The following is a 24,263-nucleotide window of genomic DNA, read 5'->3' on the forward strand; positions in this document are numbered from 1 at the left end:
TTACATAACCTTACAGAAAATGATATGCTTCCCTATAGAACAAAAGGGAGGAATGTGTGTAGCGGATAATAATCAGAGTTTATATAGAACCTATTCTTTCCCTTTGTATACAATGATTATAACTAAGATAATTAGTGTATATCTGTTTGAATATCTGGTTTTTCACATCTTAATTTCCATGGGAAGTGTGAAGAGAATAGGCATCTTCTCGCTGCTGTTTGAAATGCTAGTTCTGGTGGCATCGCGGTGAAGGGGTGAAAGAGGGTATAAGGTTGAAAGAAATCAAAGTATTAAAAGGAAGCCACACAAAGATTCTTTCAACCAGTTTTATAAGTGGCAGTATCGCAAGTAAACTTGCGATATGCAATGGGTATAAGGTTGAAAGAAATCAAAGTATTAAAAGGAAGCCACACAAAGATTCTTTCAACCAGTTTTATAAGTGGCAGTATCGCAAGTAAACTTGCGATATGCAATGGGTATAAGGTTGAAAGAAATCAAAGTATTAAAAGGAAGCCACACAAAGATTCTTTCAACCAGTTTTATAAGTGGCAGTATCGCAAGTAAACTTGCGATATGCAACGGGTATAAGGTTGAAAGAAAATCTAAGAATTGAAAGGAAGCCACACAATGATTCTTTCAACCAGTTTAAGTGGCAGTATCGCAAGTAAACTTGCGATATGCATTGGGTAAAAATATGAAAAAAACTTTGGCAGTATGGGGCTGGTGGCAGGGAAGGAATCTGGGAGACAATTGGATAAAAAGTACGATTGCAGGCTTGTTTCCGGAGGCTGTATTTATTGATACAACAGTAGCTGACTTTTCAGCCTATGATTTTGTAATCTGTGGCGGGGGTGGGCTGTTTATATATGATGTATTAAGACAATGGTATCAATATTCCCAGGCTACGCCTTATGGAATGTTAGGTCTGGGAGCAGAATTTCCCCATGTAACAGATGAGGCATATAAACTTAGCAGAAATGCAAAGTTTTATTATGTCCGCGACCAGTATTCCCTTGACTGTATGAAAATAGATGATATCGAACGATCCTATGATATTACATTTTCCTCACCGCTGCATGTTGTTGACGGCAGTAGTCTAAATATGGATAACTTGTTTTTTGTATGGCGTGACGGTCAGGATTTGTTATGGAATGAACAGTTTCGTAAATATATTTGTTATGAGAACAAAAGTGAGGAATATAACCAGATCATTGCAGGGGAGTTTAAGGAAATAACAGCTGATGATTTTCAGACCTGTGGGGATGATATTGAAAACCGGATAGGAAATTGCGGCTTTGTTATATCGGGAAGATTCCATGGTATTGTTGCGGCGATACAAAAAGGACTGCCGTGTATCGCGGTTGATATCTGTCCAAAGATACGTGCCCTTATGAAAGACTGTGGTTTAGAGGAATACTGCATAAAAATCAATGAAACAGACAAACTGAAAGGGCTGATCCAAAAGGCGAAAAGGGAAAGTGAATTAATCAGACAGAAACAGCTTGCTTACAGGGAAAAAGCAGTTATTACACTTATGAAGCAGATTATCAATGTTAGAGCTGCTATAGATAAAGTGCTAAACCCTGTACGCATTCTGCATTATGGCTCATACTGGATGCAAAATAATGATGTAGTTAAGGTCATGGTGGATGATTTGTCAAAGTTATGTGATACCCATGAGATAGATTTAAAGGTTTATACCAATGCACCTGATACCAGGATTAAGACCAGAATTACAACACCAAATGGTCAGATTTGTATTCTTGACGCTGAAAAAGTCAAAAAAGACATCCTTGACTTTAAGCCAGATGCCATTGTTTTAAATTCTGGCGGACTGATACTTGAGGACAGTGGTTTTACCCTGCTGAAAGATTTGGGTATAGTCAGTATAGGGATAGAACTGTCAGATCCGGATGTGTATCCATACAACGGAGCATTTTACGCGAATAAATTCGATTTGTTCTATACAAATTCACAATATTCGTTAACCAACCAATATAACCGGGATAAGGTAAATATACACCTCTTACCATTTGCAGCATCGACCAGTCATCATTTCTATATGCCGGATATGGAAAAAACCTATGACCTTGTAGTAGTTGGTCATGCCCGTGGGGACAGACTTGGCGTGATACGGGAGCTGAGTAATAGATTCAAGGTCGGAGCTTATGGCAGCGGCTGGGACTCAGGACTTGGGGAAGTGAATGGTTTTGAACATACAAAAGCAATAAATGGCGGTCTTATGTACCTTTCATTTGCAAAAACAGTGGCAGGTTATGACAATGTTAAAGTAGGGCTATTTGAAGCAATCGCATGTAATCAGGTTGTTATAACCGGTTATATGGAAGAATTGAACCAATATTTCGAAATTGGTAAAGAAATTATATGTTATCAGGATGAAAATGAGTTGCCTGGCATAATAGATTATTATCTGAAACATGAGGAAGAACGTGAAAGGATTCGAAAAAATGCTTATACCAGATTTCTTAGAGAACATACCTATATAAATAGATGGATGAAAGTCAAAGAAGATATTGAAGGCATAAAGATAGGAAAGTGTAAAAAAATAGAAGACAAAAACATAGTAGACAAAGACAAAAAATCAGACGACAAGAAACAGGATGTTAATAAAACAAGTAAAAACCTAACCGATACCGAGTGGAGTAAACTCTATGACCATTCACTTGCCGATACTATTTACGTTAATATACGAAACGGAAACTTAAGTGCCCAAAGTAAGGAGATGCTTAAACTCAGCCGGCCAAAGGATAGGATATTAGAAATTGGATGTGGAAGCGGAGCAACAACAGCTTATCTATCCCAAAATGGCAGAGTATGTACTGCACTTGATTTTCAAGAGGAGAGCCTTATCCTTACCAAGGCTTTAAGTGATAAGTTTGGTTGTACCGTAAGAACAGTGAAAGCGGATGCCAGAGTTTCCCTGCCCTTTGAAGAGGGCGAATTTGATATTGCATTCCAGGCAGGATTACTCGAACATTTTGATAGGGAAGAACGTATTAATATGCTAAGAATCTGGAAATCCTGTTGCAGAAAAATGGTATCTTTAATACCAAATGCCGCCTCCTTAGGATACCGTATGGGAAAAGGCTTGATGGAGAAGAACGGTACATGGAGTTATGGCAGGGAATTACCGCAATATTCCCTAATCCGGGACTTTGAAGAAGCCGGTTACAAGGTAACCGATGAATACACAGTAGGTGAGAGAAACTCAGTAAATTTCCTTCCAAAGACCCATTATCTGCGGGAAGCCCTGGAAAAATGGTTTACAGAGATGGAACTTTGCGGAGATAACTGCGGTCAGGGATACCTATTGGTAACAATAGGTGAGAATTCCACAAAAGGAGAATCCTAAAAAGGATAAGGCAGACATGGGCAAAATATATGGTAATAACTCTCCTTTTGGGAATCTATTTAAGGAAGAGACTGCAAAAAATAAGGGCAGACCTCTTCCTTATTTATTTCCATAAGATAAGGCTGTAGTTATCTTGTTTTCTGCCTGAACGCTTATTTTTCCCCGGTTCTTTATTTAAATATTTCATTATATTTTCTCTCGAAATATTTCTTATGCCATTCGCTTTTATGCAGATGACTCAAACTTTTTAATCCCATTGCCCCATATTGGCTGACCAGTCCGTTGAGATTAACTAATATGCTGTCTTTTAGGTCAAGTCGCTGAAATGCAACAGCATGATAGACAACTGTATTATAATTGACCTTAGGATGCCAATCTGCTTTCGTGCCGTAGTAATAATAATACCCAAGCAACAGACTGTCGTCTTCAAAACATTGCCGGCCCTTGAGGAAATGTGTATTGTAGCCGCCGATTTCCTTGATAACATCAGATTTATGGATACAGGGGTGGGTAAATCCATGAACAATCATATCCTTTTGCAGCCCTGATAAGAAACTGTCGTATTCGGAACAGTCATTTGGCAGATTATGTGCTGCTTCATCTAAAAAAGCCAGCATACCATTTTTATCTATGATACCTGCGCTTACCGCCGGCTCATTCATATTATCCTTCAGGTATTCTACCATTGCATCTTCCCAGTGATATGTAAATATCATATCCATATGTATTTCGCTTATATACTCGTTGTCTGGGTAATTGTCCCAGATATACTGAAAACACCGCTGTCTCCCCTCTGATATGCCTACGTTAACGGAATCACCAATCACAATGCTATCCAAATTAAACTGACTCAGGAAAGCAGTAAGTTCTTCCTTCGATAATGGTCCCTGATTATATACCACCAAGGTTTTAGAACTGCTCTTTTCCAGGGATTTAAGATTTGTCTCTGCCAATTTAATATCTTCAGCGTTTCTTTCTGGTCGTAATAAAAATAAAAGTGTATGGATTAGTTTCAATACCTTATCCCTCATTTTATTTGGATTTTATACCTTCTATTTCAGTTTATTGGATAATCTATTTATATATTCGTAAATCTTTTATCTGTTAGAACCTCATACGTACAAGGAGCTTTTGACACTAGGTATCCATTCATTACGCAGGACAATAAAAATTCTGATTTAAGGCGCAGGTTTTATGATTAACAACTTTTTATTACCTGAATAGGACATGGATTTTCAGGAATATATATTTAACAAAAGAAGATAAAAAGAGGAGACATCCTTTGATTATTGTAAAGGAAGTATTTAAAGACAAAAGTGATGAGGAGCGAACCAAAAATATAACAAATATAATTCTAAGAATAATAAAAAACAAGGAGAAAAAGATGGATTGATCCTAAAACCTACGAAACGGTGTAACAGCTGATTTTCATATATAAGGGAAGGTGATAAGAGTGGAGAAGGCAGCGATCTATTGCAGACTGTCCAAGGAAGATGAAGATAAAATTAACCAGGGAGATGAGAGTGCCAGTATCCAAAATCAGAAGCTGCTGCTTGTAAATTACGCTATTGGTCATGAGTTAGCTGTTTATGGTATTTATTCGGATGATGATTATTCTGGACTTGACAGTGACAGACCTGATTTTAAACGCATGATTAAAGATGCAAAAAACGGTTGTTTTAACACGATAATATGTAAAACACAGTCCCGGTTCACCAGGGATATGGAACTGGTGGAAAAGTATATACATGGATTATTTCCCTTAATAGGAGTCCGGTTCATCGGTGTCGTTGATAACGTGGATACGGATGTGAAAGGTAATAAAAAGACCAGACAAATCAATGGGTTAATCAATGAATGGTATTGTGAGGATCTATCAGAAAATATCCGGAGTGTCTATAAAGCAAAAATGGAAAAAGGACAATTCCTGGGGGCCTATGCACCTTATGGATATATGAAAGATCCAAAGGATAAATATAAATTGATTATTGATGAAGAAGCAGCCCAGGTAGTCAGAAAGATTTTTACCTATTTCCTTCAAGGGTATGGGAATAAACAGATCTGCTACAAGCTTTCGGAAGAAAAAATTCCAACCCCTACCGTTTATAAGAAAAATCAGGGTTTAAATTATGAGAATAGGCTAAAAGATAATACATATGGCAGCCGATATGGGATTTGGGCAGTCACTACCCTCAGGCAAATTCTAACCAATCGAATGTATATTGGTGATATGGTACAAGGGAAGCAAAAAAAAATTAGTTATAAAAGTAAAAAAGTTGTAACTATCCCACAAGCAGATTGGATTACGGTGGAAAATTGCCACGAACCAATCATTGATAAGGAAGTTTTTGAACTTGTCCAAAAGCTGATAAAAACCAGAAGATATGCCAGAACCAAAGAAGGTGAAATTTCATTACTAGCAGGTAAAGTGAAATGCCTGACTTGTGGTAGTACCTTAACAAAAATAAACGGTGAAAACAAATATAAATATCTTAATTGTCAGTTATACCGAAGGTCCAATAAGCAGCAATGTTCGCCTCATTCGATCAGTTACTATAAATTAATAGAGATATTGGAAGAAAGAATAAAAAATATAATAAAGGACCACTTGTCTCGGAATCCATTGGAGGAAAGTCTTTTTATAGAGAATGAGGATAAAAAGACTATGTTTAAGAAAAAGAATGAATTATACAAGCATCAAGAAAAAGCAGAAAATTTAAAGAACGTGCTTTCAAATCTGTACATCGATAAAAGCAGTGGACTGATCTCAGAATCGGAATACATAGATCTTAAGAAAAGGATCAATGATACACTTATTGAAACCAGCCGTCAGATTCAGAAATATAAGCTGGAACTGGAGGAACTGGACTCAACGGATAGAACTCAAAGCAGAAAGGCTGATTTAATTCGTAATTATGCGGATTTTGCTAAACTTGATCACGAATTAGTAAATGAATTCGTAGAATATATTGAAGTTGGAGAAAAAGATTCCGAGAACAATCAGGAGGTTATTATCCATTGGAGATTTTAATAGATATCGTTGATTCAAGTATAAAGCACATAATTGAGCTTTTGATACGTGCAACATATTTTAGTATTCAAACATTACACACATGTAGCCAGTATTGCAGCCGGTAACGGCAGGGGCAGTAACGGCAGAAACCGGGGAGTAGCTTCACAAAGCGAATTACTGGTAGTAAAATTAGGAGCGTCCATAGGAGATTCTTTTCCAAGAACAACCCAGTTAATGCAAGGTATTGATTATTGTGTAAAGCGGGCAATCGAACTTAATATGCCGATGGCAATCAATATCAGCTTTGGAAATAATTACGGTTCCCACAGCGGTAATTCTCTGCTGGAAAACTATATCAATGAAATCGCTAACAGGTGGAAAATTAATATTGTAATTGGAACCGGCAATGAAGGCGCGGCCGGAAAGCATACCAGCGGAGTCTTAAGCGGAGCACCTGGTGCGCCAAGGGAAATCATTGAACTAGCCGTAGGTCCATACGAATTTACATTTAATCTTCAGATCTGGAAAAACTTTTTCGACCAATTTGAAATTGTAATAACCTCTCCTGGCGGAACTAGGGTAGGACCTATACCGGAGCGGTTAGGAACGCAGCGGTTTCGTATCGGTCCAACAGAAATCTTTTTATATTATGGTGAACCTTTGCCTTATAATATACAGCAGGAAATATATATAGAATTCATACCGGTTACGGATTATATCGAAACCGGTATATGGAATATCGAGTTGGTACCGATATCGATCGTAGAGGGTAATTATGATATGTGGCTTCCCTCCGGCGGTGTATTAAATCCTGAGACAGAATTTTTAAGACCTACCGAGCAGACGACTTTAACCATACCTTCATCCGCGGAACGGGCAATTACGGTTGGTGCTTATGATGCATATAATGATAGCCTGGCCTTTTTTTCAGGAAGAGGGTTTCCTAGAGGCAATACCTCCGTAAAACCGGATCTGGTAGCGCCGGGAGTTAATATAACAGCAGCAGCGCCGGGGGGAGGATATGCCACCCGTTCCGGTACCTCAATGGCAACTCCATTTGTTACAGGCAGCTGTGCGCTTATGATGGAATGGGGAATTGTTAATGGTAATGACCCTTATATGTACGGTGAGAAAATGAAAGCTTATTTAATAGCCGGGGCAAGACACTTAAGTTTTGAACCCACTTACCCCAATCCCACATTTGGATTTGGAGCTTTGTGTTTAAGGAATACCATGGCCCTGACACAATGAGTTGGATGAAAATTTATGCAAATCGCATTTTTATTTTGGATAATTGATGTTTTTCTGCAAGAAGATTGTTAACTGTACTGATATAGTAAGAAAGCATGATTAATGGTAATGAAACTCCGACAAGTGATTGATGAGTAGGTAAAAGTGAAATAAAGTATTCTGTGACATTGCACTTAAAAAGGAAATCATATATTCAGCCTGGCTATAGTAACATGAAGAGAAATTCATAAAATTCCAGCTTGATATTTAAATTAATTTAAAAGTATGATAAAGTTAATTTCACAGCATAGTTAATTAAAGTTAATTATTTATCAATGTCAGGGAGGCAGATTATGTTATTACATACTATACATCATGTGGCGATTATTGTTTCAGATTATAAAAAATCAAGGGATTTCTATGTTAATAAACTTGGGTTTGAAATCATCCGGGAGAATTTCAGAGAAGAAAGGAACGATTATAAATTGGATTTACGGCTGGGAGATTGTGAGCTGGAGATTTTTGGTGTGGTCAACCCGCCACAAAGGGTCAACCATCCGGAAGCTTGCGGTCTCAGGCATTTAGCCTTTCTGGTTACTGATATGGAGGGGGTAATCAAAGAGCTTAAAGCAGTGGGAATTGATACGGAAGAGGTACGTATTGATGAGTTTACCGGGAAGAAAATGACCTTTTTCTTTGATCCTGACGGGCTCCCCCTGGAACTTCATGAGTAAACCAAACCGTAAAAAGCATATTTGGTAATTATGCTTTTTACGGTATATTTATGTGTAAAAATATCACTTTAGTGCCTTGTAAATTGCCAAATCATACAAAATTCGACAGTTAATATACCTGAATTATTATTTTTTTGAAATAAATACTATAACATAACTAAAAAATCCTCATAATTCTATATTTTTTAACAATTATAATAAAACATAAATTTTTTCACTAGACAGAATCCAAAATGAGGTATATTATATGAATAATTCGAATATTAAAAAGGTTAAGGAGGGATATAATATGTCAGTTAAAATTGTACGATTCAGTAATTTATATGCGAAAACTATTATATCTTTGCTGATTTGTGCCTTATTTTTAGCTTATTATAGTGTTGATTTCACAATCGATGCATATAAGAGATCCACAGAAAACAGCAGCAGTGTGAGCAGAGACAACGATGCAAAAACAGGAAGCAGCACTAATAAATTAAAGTTTGCAGGTAATAAGCTGACCGATTCGGAACAGGAAGAAATTTTATCCGATAATATTTTAGCAGGTGACCATTATGCTTCTTTTGAGAAAAAATGGGTACTGTTCTATCTCTATATATTTTCTTTTCTTATCTTATCTTCTTTCACCCTATATATCAAAGGGTGGTTTATTAAAGTCACGCATTCGAGATTCCAATTTCTTCAGGTGCATTTTATACAGTTGAAAGACGGTAAAAAAAGTGCTCTGTCTTATCGATAATCAATAATAGAAATATGAATTAAAAAAGATTACTTAACAATACTAACAATATCTATTACTGTTGGTATTTCATTGTGCGCGGAATGCGCCCTTTCATCGATTAAAAAAGAGCAATAAAAAAGAAGTCTGCAAAAACAGGCTGCCGTCTTGGTAAAAATTTAACAAAAGGAGGTGAAATCTATGGAGGACTTAGCTTCAGAGTTAATGTCGGAATTGGACAGTAAAATCAGTTTTACTATACCACTGTTCGGAGGGATACCCATACCGAATTCGGTAGTTGTAACCTGGGGAATTATGGCTGTTATCATGATATTAACATTGGTTTTTGTCCGTAATTTGAAATTAGTCCCTACAAAGAAACAGGTGTGTGTTGAGACTTTTGTTGGATTTATAACCGGAATATTTAAGAATATACTTGGAGAAGAAGGGAAACGTTATGTACCCTATCTTTCTACCGTTCTCATTTATTTAGGTTGCGCCAATCTAATCGGATTAATCGGGTTTACCCCACCGACAAAAGACTTAAATATAACTGCGGGTTTGGCTGTTATGAGTATTATTTTAATTGAGTATTCCGGTATTCATCAAAGAGGGGGGAAAGGCTGGGTAAAGAGTTTTGGAGAACCCATGGGCATTCTGGCGCCGATTAACCTAATGGAGTCATTTATCAGACCCGTATCTTTATGTATGCGACTTTTTGGTAATATTTTGGGTGGCTTTGTTGTTATGGAATTAATAAAAATAGCAGTTCCATTAATTGTCCCCATTCCGTTCAGTTTTTATTTTGATATATTTGACGGATTGATACAGGCTTACGTATTTGTATTTTTAACAACCTTGTTTATGAAAGAAAAAATGGAAGGTTAAACAATAATTTTTGATAGGAGAGAATATTTATGACAGGATTAATCGCAGTAGGAGCAGGTATTGCAGTATTAGCAGGTTTAGGAGCAGGTATTGGTATCGGTATCGCTACTTCAAAAGCAACAGAAGCTATTGCCAGACAGCCAGAGGCAAAGGATGATATAACAAGAATATTACTACTCGGTTCAGCACTTGCAGAAGCAACCGCTATTTATGGTTTCGTTATCGCCGTACTTATCATCTTATTTTTAAAATAATAATTAATTTTTAAAATAATAATTAAAGGAGAAAATATATTATGTCAGGATTAATCGCAGTAGGAGCAGGTATTGCAGTATTGGCAGGTTTAGGAGCAGGTATCGGTATTGGTATCGCTACTTCAAAAGCAACAGAAGCTATTGCCAGACAGCCAGAGGCAAAGGATGATATAACAAGAATATTATTACTCGGTTCAGCACTTGCAGAAGCAACCGCTATTTATGGTTTCGTTATCGCCGTACTGATAATACTTTTCTTAAAATAATAGTAGGAGGTAGCACAATTGTTAACCTTAAATTGGAACATTATATGGACATTTGTTAACATATTAATACTCTTCTTTTTCCTTAAAAAGTTCCTGTTTAAACCGGTAACTGAAATGATAGAAAAACGGGAAGAGCTAATTAATAATTCTCTGCAAAATGCCGAGGAGGTTAAATCAGAAGCCTTCAAACTGAAAGAAGAATATGAGGGCGAATTAAGCCATGCTGGTGATGAGGCTTCTAAAATCATTAATGATGCCAGGGAAAAAGCTGCACTTGAAACTAACAGGCAGTTAAAAGAAACAAGGGAAGAGGCAGCCAGAATTCTTCAGGAAGCCAGTAAGACAATTGAACTTGAACGGCAGAAATCCATTCAGAATGCACAAGCTGAAATTGCCGGTATTGCAATGCTTGCAGCCTCAAAAATAATCAATAAGAATATGGACGACGATGCAAATAAACAATTCTTAGGTGATTTCGTAAAAGAGGTAGGTGCTTCGAAATGATGACCTCACAGGCAGCAAATTATGCAAAAGTTTTGTTTTCCTTAGGACTTTCAGAAGATAGTATTAATAAGTCCAAAGAAACATTGTTGGGCAGCAGGGAACTTTCTTTAGTACTGGAAAATCCCAGTATAAAGAGGAAAGAAAAAGAAGCTGTCATCGATGATATTTTTGAAAAGGATATCCGCAATTTTTTAAAGGTATTATGCCTTCATCAGCAAATTACATTTATTAATCGGATATTCAGTGAATATGATAAACTTGTCTTAGAAAGTAAAAAAATAATAAGAGCAAAATTATCCTATGTTACAAAACCAGAAGAAACAGAACTTGAACAAATAAAAAGCATGTTATGTAATAAATATAAGAAAACAGGAGTTATTCTGGAGCTTTTTGAAGACACTAGCCTGATTGGCGGTTACGTATTGACGGTGGCAAACACGGAATACGATAAAAGCATTAAAGGTACTTTAAAAGAAATGCAGAAAGCTCTTGTCAGGAGGTGAAATGTTTGAGTAATATAAATCAAAATGATATAATTTCTGTTTTAAAAAGTGAAATTGAAGATTATGACATAAAGATGACTGTGAAGGAAACAGGCACGATTATAAGCATTGGTGACGGTATTGCCACTATCTATGGACTGGATCATGCCATGTATGGTGAACTCGTAGAATTTGAAACAGGTGTACGTGGTATTGTCCAGAATTTGGAGTTAAATACGATTGGTGTTGTTTTATTAGGCTCAGACTATGGACTGACAGAGGGATCTAAGGTTGTCAGAACGCAGAAAAGGGCGGGTGTTCCGGTTTCCGATAAATTAATTGGAAGAGTAGTGGATGCTCTTGGAAGTCCCATTGATGGAAAAGGTGAAATTGAAGCAGTCGATTTCTTCCCGATTGAGAATGAAGCTCCCGGCGTATGTGACAGAAAAGCCGTAACCGTACCTATGCAGACCGGTATTCTTTCAATCGACGCCATGTTTCCTATTGGAAGGGGTCAGCGAGAGTTAATCATTGGTGACCGACAAACCGGTAAAACATCTATAGCAATTGATACGATACTAAACCAAAAGGGACAGGATGTTATCTGTATCTATGTAGCAATCGGACAGAAAGCCTCGACGGTTGCAAAAATCGTATCTACCTTAACAAAACATGGAGCGATGGATTATTCCATCGTAGTATCCTCCTCTGCAAGTGATTTGGCACCTCTTCAATATATTGCTCCTTATGCAGGAACAGCTATGGCAGAATATTTTATGTCACAGGGTAAGGATGTACTTATTGTTTATGATGATTTATCAAAACATGCAGTTGCTTACCGTACCATGTCCTTATTGTTAGAGAGATCTCCAGGACGTGAAGCCTATCCTGGTGACGTATTCTATCTGCATTCCAGATTATTAGAGCGTTCCAGCAGGCTTGATGAAGCACATGGCGGCGGTTCCATAACTGCCCTGCCTATTATTGAAACCCTTGCCGGTGACGTTTCTGCGTATATACCGACTAATGTAATATCTATTACTGACGGACAGATCTTCCTTGAAAGTGAATTGTTCTTCGCCGGTATCAGACCAGCCGTTAACGTAGGTCTTAGTGTATCCCGTGTAGGTGGTGCCGCTCAGACAAAAGCTATGAAAAAAGCAGCCGGAAGTCTTCGTATTGATTTAGCACAGTTTAGGGAAATGGAAATCTTTACCCAGTTCAGTTCAGAACTTGATAAATCCACCAAAGATCTTCTGGATCATGGTAACAGACTGGTTGAATTATTAAAGCAGCCTTTATCCAAGCCACTGCCTTTACATGAACAGGTAATCCTGTTATGTACTGCCAACAGCAGACTGCTTAATGATGTACCGGTAAAAGAAATTAAGACCTTCCGTACTGATTTAATGGAATATTTCAGAACCAAATATCCTGAAATCATACAGGATATTGACACCAATAAAGTATTAACAGATGAATTAACGGCGCAGATTAAAAAAGTAGTCAAAGAATTTAAAAAGTAGGTGATGACATGGCGAATATGAGAGAAATTCGTAGCAGAATGAAGAGTATACAAGATATTATGAAGATAACGAACGCCATGTATCTGATATCCTCATCAAAATTAAAAAAGGCCAGAAAAAACCTACTTGCCGTAGAACCGTATTTTGAAAAGCTCCAATCTACCATATATGATATATTGGTACGTGCACCTCATATGCATCAGGTGTTTTTTGAACGCCGGGAAGAAATTAAAGAGGAAGACCGTAAGAAAGGATATATTGTTATTACTGCGGATAAAGGTTTAGCAGGTGCTTATAACCACAACGTAATTAAAAAAGCAGAAGAAGAAATGGCGAAAAGCAATAACAACTATCTTTATATAGTCGGTCAGGTCGGTAGACAGTATTTTAAGCGGAAAAATGTACAGGTTGACGGAGAGTTTTTATATACTGCCCAGAATCCGACTCTCTACCGTGCGCAATTAATGTCAGAAACCATAATTGACCTATTCGAAAAAGGCGATTTGGATGATGTATATGTAATCTATACGAAGATGATTACTCCGATGAAGGCTGAAGTACAATTTGTCCGGATGCTGCCGCTTGAAAGGCATAAGTTCGAACGTAGGAAAGCCGGCTATCAGCATGCAAGATTTGAACCTTCCGCAGATGAAGTTATGAATCAGCTTGTACCCAATTATATAAAAGGACTTCTATATGGTATATTAATTGAATCCTTCTCCAGCGAGCAGAATGCCAGAATGACAGCAATGGAAGCTGCAACAAAAAGTGCAAAAGATATGCTAAGAGAATTGGATCTGTTATATAATAGGGCAAGGCAGGCATCCATCACACAGGAAATCACGGAAATAGTAAGTGGTGCCAAGAGTTTAAAAAAATAGCAGAAAGGAGATTTCTATATACACCATGTATAAAGCGTCATAAGCGCTTATCATGGGAACTAGAATAACATAGATAATATGGAAAAAGGTAAAATAGTTCAGGTTTTAGGTCCGGTAGTAGATGTAGAATTCGAAAGCGGTAAGCTTCCGATGATTAAGGACGCCCTTGAAATAACTAGGGAAGGAAAAAGACTGGTTATGGAAGTCGCTTCCCATATTGGTAATAATATCGTGCGTTGTATCATGTTAGCTTCCAGTGAAGGTCTTGTAAAAGATATGGAAGTTACAGCAACCGGTTCCTGCATCAAGGTGCCTGTTGGTAAAGACACACTGGGAAGAATGTTTAATGTATTAGGTGAAGTTATTGATAAAGGCGAAAAAGTAGTAGGGGAAGATCAATGGAAAATCCACAGAAACCCACCTACTTTTGAGGATCAAAGTCCTGTAGTAGAAATACTTGAAACAGGAATAAAAGTAATTGACTTATTAGCACCATATGCCAAGGGAGGAAAAATCGGTTTGTTTGGCGGTGCTGGTGTTGGTAAAACTGTTTTAATCCAGGAGCTAATCCGTAATATCGCAACAGAGCACGGTGGTTATTCCATATTTACAGGGGTTGGTGAACGTTCCAGAGAAGGTAATGACCTTTGGACAGATATGAAGGAATCCGGTGTTATCAATAAAACAGCCTTGGTGTTTGGGCAAATGAACGAGCCGCCGGGATCCCGTATGAGAGTCGCCCAGACTGGTCTTACTATGGCAGAATATTTCAGGGATGTTGAGAAACAGGACGTATTATTATTTATTGATAATATCTTCCGTTTCGTACAGGCAGGATCTGAAGTATCCGCTTTACTTGGTCGTATGCCTTCAGCCGTTGGCTATCAGCCAACCCTTGCCAATGAAGTAGGTGAGTTACAGGAAAGAATCACTTCTACCAAGAATGGTTCCATTACCTCTGTTCAGGCAGTCTATGTACCCGCCGATGACTTAACTGACCCGGCTCCTGCCAATACTTTTGCCCATCTGGATGCTACCACCGTTTTATCCAGAAAGATTGTTGAACAGGGTATTTATCCTGCGGTTGATCCACTTGAATCTACTTCAAGAATTCTAGAGCCGGATGTAGTGGGTGAAGAGCATTATGAAACCGCCAGAAAGACCCAGGAACTTTTACAGAAATACAAAGAATTACAGGATATTATTGCAATTCTTGGTATGGAAGAATTAGACGAAGAAGATAAATTAGCAGTATACCGTGCCAGAAAGATTCAGAAATTCTTATCCCAGCCATTTTATGTTGCAGAGAATTTCACCGGTTTTCAGGGTAAATATGTACCCGTAAGCGAAACCATCAAAGGCTTTAAAGCAATTATTAGCGGTGAAATGGACGAATATCCGGAAGCTGCTTTCTTAATGGTTGGAACGATTGATGAAGTAATAGAAAAAGCAAAACGCATGAAAGAAAATGAAACTGCATAACCTTCCAATGTAAACCTAAAGTTTATGGAAAGATAGGAGGAGCAATGGCTAAGACATTTCAGCTTGAAATCATTGCGAGTGACCATCCTTTTTATAAAGGGGAATGCGAAATGCTGATATTCCCTGGAATTGACGGTGAACATGGGATACTGGCAAGACATGAAGCAATGGTTACCTGTATTAATGCAGGGGAACTTAGGTTTTTAGTCGACGGAACCTGGAATTATGCCGCTGTAAGCGCCGGATTTGTAGAGGTAGCCTCGGATTATGTGGTATTACTTGCAGATACGGTAGAAAGACCGGAAGATATCGATATTAACCGTGCAAATGAAGCAAAAATGCGTGCAGAAGAAAGACTGCGCCAGAAACAAAGTATTATGGAGTATTACCATACTCAGGCAGCACTGAATCGTGCGATGAACCGTCTTAAGGTTACAAAGAGGAAATCTCAGTAATAAATTGTGTATCATGAGCTGTATATGATTCCCACAGGGAAGTCATATGCGGCTTTTTCTGTATATAGGCATTTTCAATTATGAGAAGTTTACTGATAATTCTGGATGACTTTGAGTAGCTGTTTCGACTTATGGCTATATTTTTTACAGGACAGAGCCCTTGGTATAATAGCATAGCTGGCACAATATCTGTTTATTTAGTATTTTGATTATATCAAGGGTTTATTTGGAGTTAGGACTGTATTTTATTTAAAGAATTATATAAGTTCCTGCATTGGTCATAGAAGGTTAAGTTCTCGGTCATAAATTGGCTGTCTTTCATGCATACGAAATTGAATTCCCGGACTGCTTCAAAATCAGATAAGAGAATTTTTTGGAGGGAACCCTGGTTTATTTCTGCTTCTACGGCATTTTCGTATAAAAAGGTTATGCCAAGACCTTTCCTGACAAGATTTTTTATTACATTAATATTTCCGATTTCAACGATATGAGAAAAATTTTGGATCTTCTGGTTATGTTCCTTTAGAACTTGTTCCAGCACACCTCTGGTTCCGCTTCCCACTTCCCGTGTAATTAAGCGCCTGGAAAATATTTCATCAAAGGATACGCTTCGTTTGGCAAACTCATGACTGGAGGAACAGACCGGTATAAATCTGGCAGGAGTAAAGAGTTTGGTGGTATAATCGTTTTTATCCAACTGTCCTTCTATAAATGCAGAATCTATGAGTCCCTGCTGCAATTTCATCAATAGGGTTTCCGTGTTATCCACTAACATCGTAAAAAAGGTATTAGTAGTTTGTTCGATTAGTCTTGATAAGATATCAGGCATAACATATTCTCCGATTGTCAGTGTTGCGCCAAACCGGATCTGATTAACCGAGTCTTCTTTTTTTAGTTTGGAAGTTAGTTTGTTCCAGTCGGCTTTCGACAAAAGAGCATGTTTTTGCAGCTGTTCGCCCTGAGGGGTCAGCCGTAAGGTTTTCCCTTTAAAATCAAAGAGCTTATTCCCATAATACTGCTCCAGATAGCGGATATGCTGGCTTACGGCAGGCTGGGTAATACAAAGTTTCTGTGCGGTTTTGGTATAGCTTTTTTCTTCACAGAGGGTTAAGAAAGTTTCTATTCTAAAATCAAGCATAGTTGTTAATATCCCTTCATTGGCAGTGGTCTTCTCAGAAATATTTAGTATAAATCCATTTTATACTGCGATAATTATATATAATTTTATTTTATTGCTTTTCTGTGATAAAATCAAGTAATTTGATAAAGAATGAACAGAGAAGGAGCAAAAGTTATGAGTAATGATCAAAGGAAATTAGTGTTGGACGAATACCATATGAAATTAAAGGAGGAGATCGACAGGTTTCGTCAGGTGGGACATCGATTTATTGATAAAGAAATTAATTCTGCGGAGTTTAAAGCAGCTTCAGGAGGAATGGGAGTTTATGCCCAAAGAGGCGGAGAAAAATTTATGATCAGGCTTAGAATTCCGTCTGGGGTCTTAAACTTACCCCACTTAAAGTTAATATCGGAATTTGCAGGGCGGTATCAATTAGAGAATATACATTTCACTACCAGACAGGCTATCCAGCTTCATGATTTAGGGATTGATGAAGTATGTGATATCATGGAAGCTGGTCTTGTGAATGGTTTATATACCAGGGGAAGCGGAGGTAATTTTCCCAGAAATGTTGCCTTATCCCCGTTATCCGGTGTGGAAAAGGGTGAAGCTTTTGATGTGACACCCTATGCACTTTTAGTAGGAAACTATCTGATGGAACGTATTACGGAATATCGTTTGCCCAGGAAACTAAAGATATCATTTTCCAATAGCCTGGAGGATACCGCCAATTGTACGGTAAACGATATGGGATTCATGGCAGTACGAAAGGAGGGTAAAGCCTGTTTTTTATTGTATCTGGCCGGCGGTCTTGGGATGAATCCTGCAATTGCTCTTCCATATGATGAAGTGATTTCACCGGAGGAAGTCCTTTATTATGTGGAAGCCCTGATTCGATTATTTACAGAAGAAGGGGACTATGAGAATAAAGGTAAGGCAAGGCTCCGCTATATTCCAAGGAGAATGGGAACGCAGGAATTCATGGAATGTTTTAAAGGTCATCTTGTTAGCGTAAAGGAGCAGTTTCAGTTTGAAGAAATCAAACCAGTACTATCCGTTGACGAAGAATGGATAGGGGAATCGGATGGAACACCCTGCCTGATACCTCAGAAGCAGAAAGATCTATATACAGTTATGATACATCCCCTTTGCGGACATATGCCTGCTAAGACCCTTGAAACGATTATACCGTATTTAGAAGAATATAAGACAGCCGAGGTACGCCTAAGTATGGATGAATGCCTGTATATAAGAAATCTGTCTCATAGACAGGCAGAAGAGTTATTAGCAGTGACAAAAGATATCAGGCAGGTATCACCGCTGCAAAGAAGTATAAGCTGCGTGGGAGTTCCGACCTGTCAGATTGGTATCGAACAAAGTCAGGCTTTATGTAAAGCGGTACTAAAGAATCTGAAAGATAAAGGTATATCCGATCAATATCTGCCTTCTATGTATGTATCCGGCTGTAATAATTCCTGCGCCAGACACCAGGTAAATGAAATCGGTTTTGCAGGCAGTAAGAAAAAGATCGGTGATGCTTTGTGTGATGTATTTGAACTATATACCGGCGGTCAGTGTTACAAAGACAGGACGGAATTTGGTCAAAGCGCAGGTATGCTTAAAATGGTGGATATACCGGAGTTTATGGCTGAACTGGCAGAAGAATTAAACCGGAATAAGATCTATTTCCTGGAATATCTAAAGAATCATAAATCAGATTTCAATGAATTGGTGGACAAATATCTGATATAATATAGCTTAGAACATTTAGAGTATATAACTCAAACTTCGCAGTTAATAAACTTAAAAACACTTGATAAAATTAGTCCTAAAGCTAAATTGAAAGTATGATTATGCTATGTTTCATAAGCGCTTTATTCTGAGTCTGATACTTCACTTATGACTTTTTCAGGTGGTTTAGACTCAAAATGCACACTGTTTGACGAGCATAGCGAGGAGTGTGTTCTTTTTGGGTCTTGCTTAACCACATGAAAAAATCATTCGTGAATTCCAGGCTCATAATCCTAAGCTTATGAAACATAGCATAATCAATGCTTTCTTAATCACTTTCCTTGCTGATTTTATCAAGTATACCAAGACAAAAATAACTGCGCAGTTAGGACATCGTTATATCTTGATACCCGTTTTTACCTTTAATTCTTTTCTTACCATAATCAACATGGTTGTAAAGCAGGCAGTACCGCCTATAAAGTTGGATATGGGTTCTGCAAGAAATACCCCGGTAGTTCCAAGGTTAAAGGTCATAGGCAGAAGCAGAGTAAGCGGGATTACTATGATAACCTTACGAAGCAGAGAGAAAAAAACTGCCTGCTTTGCCTTGCCCAGTGCTACAAAAACGGATTGACCGGCGAATTGAAGGGACATCATGAAAAAACCAAAAAAATAAACTCTTAAAGAGGGCAGCGCAGCTTGCAGCAGCTCAGTATCCTGACTGAAAATCTGTATGAAAAAATGAGGGAAAAGGTTTAAAATACCCCAGGCTATGAAAGTATAAGTGATACAGACAACCGACATAAATTTTATAGCTGCCCTGACTCTGTCATAAGTACCGGCACCGTAATTATATCCCATTACCGGCTGAGCACCGTTGGTTAATCCGGATACCGGCATAGAAATTATTTCCCGGATAGAATTAATAACCGTCATTACACCAACATATAAATCACCACCGTAAAACTTAAGGCTGGCATTACACATAATTTGCACGGCACCATTGGTAATGGACATCATGAATCCGGACAAACCAAGGAGTGTAATACGTTTAACCAGGCTCACTTTTAACTTAAAGCTTGAAATCCTTAGCTTTAATATGGTTTTTTTTCCTGTTAAAAATAATAATATCCAGGCGGCTGAAAGAAACTGGGATATAACGGTTGCTATGGCAGCTCCCTTTACCCCCATATGTAAGGTAAAGATAAATATAGGATCCAGGATTATATTCGTGATTGCCCCTAACAGTACGGTCATCATACCGATTTTGCCAAAGCCCTGAGAGTTAATAAAGCTATTCATGCCAAGCCCTATCATTACGAATATATTACCAAGAAGGTAAATCGTAAGATATTCATTAGCATAAGGAAAGGTAGCATCACTGGCACCAAATAGATATAACATGGGTTTTTTAAGAACCAATCCGAGAACAGTAAGCAGTACTCCAGACACTAGCAACAGCAAAAATGAATTGCCCATAATCTGTTCCGCTTCTTCATTATCTCCGCGACCTCTGGCTATGGAACATAAAGGCGCTCCACCCATTCCAAACAGATTTGCAAAAGCCATAATTATGCTGATTATAGGAAGGGTCAGACCCACAGCTGTTAACGATAACGTTGCACCATCTGATATTCTTCCGATATAAATTCTATCTATCACATTATATAGAACATTAATTAATTGAGCTAAGGTCATGGGAAATGCAAGATTTAAAATATTTTTTACAATACTTCCTTGTGAAAAGTCGTTCTTCAAAGTCATTCTTCTTTCTTTTTAGTTCCTGTAAAGGTTAGGTTTTGTTTTAATCCTGTTAATTGTAACATATCCATTAAAAAAATAACAAGTATTTGTAAAGATTAATTTTATTCATCATTCATAAATCCGCCAGATAATTCTTAGCCCCAAAATCTTTTAGTCAGATAGTTCGTATCCTTCATACAGTAAAACGTCCTTATAACTTTAAGCGAAACAGATCATGTTCTAACAGTAACTGTCTGGTATGTAAAAAGGATTTTTAGGGATAATAAGTTTAAGTAATAGGAATGGAGGAAAATACAATTGAAGAGAAAAGAAAAAGGATTATCAGCTCTGCACCTTGCCATGCTGGCATTGGGAACGGTTATCGGCGGCTCATTTTTTTTGGGCTCCTCTGTAGCAATACATTCGGCAGGACCTTCGATTATAATATCCTATATCTTAGGTGGTGTACTGGTATATTTCATTTTATATGCATTGTCTGAAATGACCGTAGCCAATCCGGGTTCCGGGTCCTTTAGAGCCTTTGCATCAGAAGCTTATGGTCAGGGAACCGGATTTGTTATTGGCTGGGTATATTGGACCGGAATGGTTCTTGCCATGTCCAGTGAAGCCACTGCCATCTCCATATTAGTAAGAGAATGGGTTCCGGATATAGCCATCTCCTGGCTGGGTACTTTTATTATCATAGGTGTAACTCTCTTAAATTTGCTTGGTGCAAGTAAATTAAGTAAACTGGAAAGTGGTCTTGCGGCAATAAAGGTCATAACAATTCTTGCCTTTATTGTGATTGGGGTTTTATTGATTGTCGGATTGTTTCCCGGTACCGCAGCAGTCGGCACAGGAGTTTTGACTGATGAAAATTTCTTTGCAGGTGGAATAAAGGGGCTTGCAGGAAGTATGCTTATTGTTATGTTTGCCTATGCCGGATTTGAAGTAATCGGACTGGCGGCATCGGAAGCGGAAAATCCACAGGAGACCATACCAAAGGCAATAAATTATACGGTATTTTGTCTGGTAGGATTTTATATTTTATCCGTTACTGTTATGCTGCCGCTGATTCCCACTGCAGATATCAACGAGCAGACCAGTCCCATGGTAGCAGCACTGAACCGATATGGTATTACCTGGGCGGGTACCGTACTTAATCTGGTGTTAATATCAGCGATACTATCCACTATGCTGGCGGCTATGTTCGGTCTTGGAAGAATGATACGTTCCCTGGCAGCAGACGGACTTGCACCCTCCTTGTTAAAAGATAATACAGAAGTTCCTTATCGTGGGATACTATTCTCCGGTCTTGCCATGCTTCTTGGTTTAGGACTTGGATTATTACTGCCCCGGGTTTACCTGTTTTTGATCAGTGCCGGCGGGTTTGCATTGTTATTTACTTATATTATCATTATGGCTACCCATATCCGTTTTCGCAAGAAATATGGGTGCCCCGAAGGTAAATGCAGGTTAGGCGGCTTTCCTTATTCCTCTCTCTTTGTTTTAATAGCTTTGATTGGTGCGGTTATCAGTATGCCTTTTATAAAAGGACAGGGTACGGGTTTGATTGCTGGAATTATCATGATTATTTTTTATTCCTTGTGCTATGGTGGGATGAAGATATACCGGATTTTTCATGGAAAAGCAGGCAGATCAGAAAGCGGTTATAGAAATTATAAAAGTGGTTTATCTACAGAATTTTCAGAGGAATTATCAGATATTATTGAAAAACAGCAAAATGAGGGTATCGAACCCCATGTTATATCTGAAGATGCAAATGCTTCAAAGAAGCAAGGAGATGCTTAAAAGAAGGCTTAAAAACTGCAAGTCAAAAGAAGAAGTCAATAATGTAATGCACAATGAAATTAATATGATTCGAAAAGAGGACCCAGATAGGGATATGAAATTAAAGGCAGTTCTTAAAGCCGAAAAAGAATTTAAGAAAAGCGGAGATTTTCGGCGGCTGCCCGACGAGAAAAAGAGAAACCCAGGTAATTAGATACCTTTAAAAAATATAGTAATCTTTGATTAAGTGAAAAAAAACTCTATTCTTGACTATCATGATAGAATCTATCATAATGGATGTAAGAATTGGGAGGTTCATTATGTCTAAATGGATACTGCACTTAAAAACAATTAATCATCACAAATGGCTGGTATTAAAACACTGCTTCCGGGCTGGTTTATATAAACAGGGACTGCTCCATGATTTATCCAAATATTCCTGGGTGGAATTTTCTGTTGGTGCAAAATATTACCAGGGAAACAGAAGCCCTAATAATGCGGAACGAGAAGTAAAAGGCTACAGTCTTGCCTGGCTTCATCATAAAGGAAGAAATAAACATCATCTGGAATACTGGATAGATTATAGTATGAATGAAGGTACACCAATGGCCGGTATGAAAATGCCGGTTAAATATGTAATAGAAATGTTCTGTGACCGTATTGCGGCAAGTAAAAATTATAACAAAGATAAATATACCGACGCAGATGCCTATAATTACTTTATGTCTTCAAAAGAACATTATTTAATCCATGAGGATACGAAGAAGTTGCTGGAAAAACTGCTGGTTATGTTAAAGGATAAGGGAGAAGATGCAACCTTTCGTTATATCAGAGAGGTAGTAATAAAAAAAGGATATTAAAAAAATAAGTAAGGATATTAGAAAAAATATATGGATATTTGAAAAAATATAAGGATATTAGATAAAATATAAGGATATTAGAAAAAATATAAGGATATTTGAAAAATATAAGGATATTAGAAAAATATATAAGGAAATTAGAAGAAAAAAAGTATACTAGAAAAGGAATTCAGATATTTTGCAAAATTCGTCAATTTTTTTGAATTTACCTAATATTAACAAGAATTTTACAACTACTTAACAATCAATCACTATACTGGGCTATAGTACTATAATAGAACAAGGTGAATAGGAGGCTTTCTATATGATTTGCGCAATTATAGATTTAGGATCGAATACCATTCGGCTGTGTATATATGAATATCTTGATTCCCAGGTAAAATCATTACTGGAAAAAAAGAAAATGGCCGGTCTTGCCAATTATATAAAGAATGAAAAGCTGAGCAGCAGCGGGGTAGAAAGAGCTTGTGATATTTTGAAGGAGTTTTCTGGTATTCTAAAGAATTTTCATGTTGATGCAGGGAATACACATGTATTTGCTACAGCATCCCTTCGGAATATAGTAAATACCAAGGAAGTTATTTCCTTAATCAAGGATAATACAGGGTTTGAGGTAGAACTTTTATCCGGGGAAGAAGAAGCAACGCTGGATTTTATCGGTGCTACCAAGGTCATTGATAGTGACAGTGGAATATTAGTTGATATCGGAGGCGGCAGTACCGAAATAGTACCCTTTGCAGGTAAAGCAATTCAAAAAGCCACCAGTATGCCCATCGGCTCTTTAAATCTATACGTTAAGTATGTGAAAAAAATCATTCCAAAAGATGGGGAAAGGCTTGCAATCAGACAGGCAGTACTTGATAATCTGGAAGCGTTGGAATTAGACAGACAGGAATATCCGACAATCTGCGGAGTGGGCGGAACCATAAGGGCAGCCGCCAAGTTAAGCAACCATTTATTTAATTTACCAAGAACCAACACTACAATAGAGGCAGTTTATATAAAGAAGATACTTGAATTAATTCATAATAGCCATAAAGATACGTTAACTCCTGTATTGCAAAATATTCCGGACCGGGTTCATACCATTATACCGGGACTTATTATTGTAGATACAATCATGGATTACTTTCACAGTGAAACTATCATTGTAAGCAAGTATGGCATCAGGGAAGGATATTTTTACGAAAGGATCCTGAAAGGAGAATAGTT

General features: G+C 37.7%; 22 protein-coding genes. 19 read left to right on the forward strand and 3 right to left on the reverse strand.

The features are described 5' to 3' along the window. Positions 1 to 694 precede the first annotated feature (694 nt). Entirely contained in the window at positions 695 to 3,373 is a 2,679-nt protein-coding gene (locus QA584_RS09630; RefSeq protein ID WP_278274304.1) for a glycosyltransferase family protein, read from the forward strand. Between the two features lie 170 nt (positions 3,374 to 3,543). Here QA584_RS09630 and QA584_RS09635 read toward each other — a convergent pair whose 3' ends face one another. Continuing rightward, entirely contained in the window at positions 3,544 to 4,326 is a 783-nt protein-coding gene (locus tag QA584_RS09635; protein WP_278274305.1) for a hypothetical protein, read from the reverse strand. Positions 4,327 to 4,826: 500 nt separating this feature from the next. Here QA584_RS09635 and QA584_RS09640 point away from each other — a divergent pair, with 500 nt between their 5' ends. The 13 genes from QA584_RS09640 (at position 4,827) to QA584_RS09700 (ending at position 15,806) form a co-directional block, all read left to right on the forward strand. Continuing rightward, on the forward strand, positions 4,827 to 6,404 hold the full coding sequence (locus tag QA584_RS09640; RefSeq protein WP_278274306.1) for a recombinase family protein: 1,578 nt from the start codon (positions 4,827 to 4,829) through the stop codon (positions 6,402 to 6,404). A gap of 48 nt (positions 6,405 to 6,452) precedes the next feature. Beyond that, on the forward strand, positions 6,453 to 7,637 hold the full coding sequence (locus tag QA584_RS09645) for a S8 family peptidase (protein ID WP_278274307.1): 1,185 nt from the start codon (positions 6,453 to 6,455) through the stop codon (positions 7,635 to 7,637). A gap of 332 nt (positions 7,638 to 7,969) precedes the next feature. Then, the gene (gene gloA2, locus QA584_RS09650; RefSeq protein ID WP_278274308.1) at positions 7,970 to 8,350 is read left to right on the forward strand and encodes an SMU1112c/YaeR family gloxylase I-like metalloprotein; all 381 of its coding nucleotides are present in this window, start codon (positions 7,970 to 7,972) and stop codon (positions 8,348 to 8,350) included. A gap of 289 nt (positions 8,351 to 8,639) precedes the next feature. Next, positions 8,640 to 9,089, forward strand: a complete 450-nt coding sequence (locus QA584_RS09655) for a hypothetical protein (RefSeq protein ID WP_278274309.1) — start codon at positions 8,640 to 8,642, stop codon at positions 9,087 to 9,089. A gap of 180 nt (positions 9,090 to 9,269) precedes the next feature. Beyond that, complete coding sequence (locus QA584_RS09660) at positions 9,270 to 9,956, forward strand: F0F1 ATP synthase subunit A (protein WP_278274310.1); 687 nt, start codon at positions 9,270 to 9,272, stop codon at positions 9,954 to 9,956. Between the two features lie 29 nt (positions 9,957 to 9,985). Continuing rightward, positions 9,986 to 10,210, forward strand: a complete 225-nt coding sequence (atpE, locus tag QA584_RS09665) for an ATP synthase F0 subunit C (RefSeq protein WP_278274311.1) — start codon at positions 9,986 to 9,988, stop codon at positions 10,208 to 10,210. Positions 10,211 to 10,251: 41 nt separating this feature from the next. Continuing rightward, on the forward strand, positions 10,252 to 10,476 hold the full coding sequence (atpE, locus tag QA584_RS09670) for an ATP synthase F0 subunit C (RefSeq protein ID WP_278274312.1): 225 nt from the start codon (positions 10,252 to 10,254) through the stop codon (positions 10,474 to 10,476). A gap of 18 nt (positions 10,477 to 10,494) precedes the next feature. After that, positions 10,495 to 10,980 carry a F0F1 ATP synthase subunit B gene (atpF, locus tag QA584_RS09675; RefSeq protein WP_278274313.1) on the forward strand — a complete coding sequence of 162 codons (486 nt, stop codon included), beginning with the start codon at positions 10,495 to 10,497 and terminating at the stop codon, positions 10,978 to 10,980. Further along, complete coding sequence (gene atpH / locus QA584_RS09680) at positions 10,977 to 11,483, forward strand: ATP synthase F1 subunit delta (protein WP_278274314.1); 507 nt, start codon at positions 10,977 to 10,979, stop codon at positions 11,481 to 11,483. The genes atpF and atpH overlap by 4 nt, the downstream gene beginning before the upstream one ends. 5 nt (positions 11,484 to 11,488) lie before the next feature. Beyond that, positions 11,489 to 12,988, forward strand: a complete 1,500-nt coding sequence (atpA, locus tag QA584_RS09685; RefSeq protein WP_331487877.1) for a F0F1 ATP synthase subunit alpha — start codon at positions 11,489 to 11,491, stop codon at positions 12,986 to 12,988. Positions 12,989 to 12,996: 8 nt separating this feature from the next. Further along, complete coding sequence (gene atpG / locus QA584_RS09690) at positions 12,997 to 13,869, forward strand: ATP synthase F1 subunit gamma (RefSeq protein WP_278274316.1); 873 nt, start codon at positions 12,997 to 12,999, stop codon at positions 13,867 to 13,869. A 78-nt stretch (positions 13,870 to 13,947) separates the two neighbouring features. After that, positions 13,948 to 15,351, forward strand: a complete 1,404-nt coding sequence (gene atpD, locus QA584_RS09695) for a F0F1 ATP synthase subunit beta (RefSeq protein WP_278274317.1) — start codon at positions 13,948 to 13,950, stop codon at positions 15,349 to 15,351. A gap of 44 nt (positions 15,352 to 15,395) precedes the next feature. Next, entirely contained in the window at positions 15,396 to 15,806 is a 411-nt protein-coding gene (locus tag QA584_RS09700; protein WP_278274318.1) for a F0F1 ATP synthase subunit epsilon, read from the forward strand. Positions 15,807 to 16,038: 232 nt separating this feature from the next. Here the strand turns inward: QA584_RS09700 and QA584_RS09705 are convergent, their stop codons facing one another. After that, the gene (locus tag QA584_RS09705) at positions 16,039 to 16,944 is read right to left on the reverse strand and encodes a LysR family transcriptional regulator (RefSeq protein WP_278274319.1); all 906 of its coding nucleotides are present in this window, start codon (positions 16,942 to 16,944) and stop codon (positions 16,039 to 16,041) included. Between the two features lie 156 nt (positions 16,945 to 17,100). Here QA584_RS09705 and QA584_RS09710 point away from each other — a divergent pair, with 156 nt between their 5' ends. After that, complete coding sequence (locus QA584_RS09710) at positions 17,101 to 18,678, forward strand: nitrite/sulfite reductase (protein WP_278274320.1); 1,578 nt, start codon at positions 17,101 to 17,103, stop codon at positions 18,676 to 18,678. Positions 18,679 to 19,053: 375 nt separating this feature from the next. Here the strand turns inward: QA584_RS09710 and QA584_RS09715 are convergent, their stop codons facing one another. Then, a complete protein-coding gene (locus tag QA584_RS09715) occupies positions 19,054 to 20,421 on the reverse strand; it encodes an MATE family efflux transporter (RefSeq protein ID WP_278274321.1) in 1,368 nt (455 codons plus the stop codon). Positions 20,422 to 20,718: 297 nt separating this feature from the next. Here QA584_RS09715 and QA584_RS09720 point away from each other — a divergent pair, with 297 nt between their 5' ends. From QA584_RS09720 to QA584_RS09735, 4 genes are all read left to right on the forward strand, one after another. After that, the gene (locus tag QA584_RS09720; protein WP_278274322.1) at positions 20,719 to 22,212 is read left to right on the forward strand and encodes an amino acid permease; all 1,494 of its coding nucleotides are present in this window, start codon (positions 20,719 to 20,721) and stop codon (positions 22,210 to 22,212) included. Further along, entirely contained in the window at positions 22,205 to 22,405 is a 201-nt protein-coding gene (locus QA584_RS09725) for a hypothetical protein (protein WP_278274323.1), read from the forward strand. The genes QA584_RS09720 and QA584_RS09725 overlap by 8 nt, the downstream gene beginning before the upstream one ends. A 106-nt stretch (positions 22,406 to 22,511) precedes the next feature. Next, positions 22,512 to 23,051 (forward strand): DUF5662 family protein, encoded by a 540-nt coding sequence (locus QA584_RS09730; protein WP_278274324.1) that lies wholly within the window; start codon positions 22,512 to 22,514, stop codon positions 23,049 to 23,051. A 304-nt stretch (positions 23,052 to 23,355) separates the two neighbouring features. Further along, entirely contained in the window at positions 23,356 to 24,261 is a 906-nt protein-coding gene (locus QA584_RS09735) for a Ppx/GppA phosphatase family protein (RefSeq protein ID WP_278274325.1), read from the forward strand. Positions 24,262 to 24,263 lie beyond the last annotated feature (2 nt).

It is taken from the genome of Anaerocolumna sp. AGMB13025, assembly GCF_029689925.1.
Lineage (GTDB): Bacteria > Bacillota > Clostridia > Lachnospirales > Lachnospiraceae > Anaerocolumna.